This window comes from Streptomyces sp. TRM70350 (assembly GCF_019219825.1).
Classification (GTDB): domain Bacteria; phylum Actinomycetota; class Actinomycetes; order Streptomycetales; family Streptomycetaceae; genus Streptomyces.
In genome coordinates, this window is record NZ_JAHUXH010000109.1 from 1 (window position 1) to 896 (window position 896).

An 896-nucleotide genomic window follows, 5' to 3' on the forward strand; every position below is an offset into this window, starting at 1 on the left:
GCAGGCGGGGCAGCGCCGCTTCGATGTGGCACGGGTGCGGTCGGCGGCGGTGGCAAGCGCCAGGGTCGTACGCGAGCCGACGCGCTTCCATCCGCGCCCCCGGCAACCCCGACAAGGTAAGTGCGTGCCCTGATCCGGCCGCTGACTCGTCACACCGCGCCCCCTTCCCATGAAGTGGCCTTGGCCACTTTCTGGATGGTGGCATTAGCCACTTGGGGGCGCAAGCGGTTCGCCTCAACTGGCCGGCTGTTCGTCAGGAGAGCGGGTAGCCCTGCTCGAACGCCCAACGGTGCGGCGGGTAGGTGGCTTCGGCGAACTCCAGGGGCCGGTCCTGGAGGTCGTAGACGACGTGATGCACGACCAAAACGGCAGACTTGCCGTCGAGTTGCAGGTCAGCCGCCTCCTCGGCCGTCGCCGTCCGGGCACACATGCGATCTTCGGCGTAACTGCCCTGCCGCCCAGTCATGTTCTCGACGTAAATCAGGGTGCCTTCCTGGATCCTCTCGGGTTCCAGCAGCTTGGGCGCGCGCTGCCCGACATCCGGCGCAAACCACGAAATGGACAGCGTGATGGGCCCGTCCTGGTTGTTGGTCACCCGCCGACGGTGAACAGCCCGCCGGTCCTTCACCAGGCCCAGCGCCTCAGCCACGTAATCCGGTGCCTCCAGCCAGCCGGCCGACGTGATGACGGCGTACTCGCCGGGCGTGTAGATCTTCCCCGTCTGCCGAGCACGGCCGTACAACTCACGGGCACGCCGGTTCACTTCGAGACTCCGCACATACGTGCCCGACCCCTGCCGCTTCTCGACAAGCCCCTGATGACTCAGCGCCTCCAGCGAACGAGCCGCCGTCGGCCTGGACACACCCCAGTCCGCCGCCAATTGCCGCTCCGAGGGA

The 896-nt window shown here is 67.5% G+C and carries 1 protein-coding gene; it reads right to left on the minus strand.

Features of this window, described 5'->3' with window-relative positions; all coding sequences use genetic code 11:
• Nucleotides 1–253 precede the first annotated feature (253 nt).
• Nucleotides 254–896: GntR family transcriptional regulator (locus KWI83_RS37785; protein WP_218518888.1), on the minus strand; the 643-nt coding region annotated here is incomplete at its 5' end.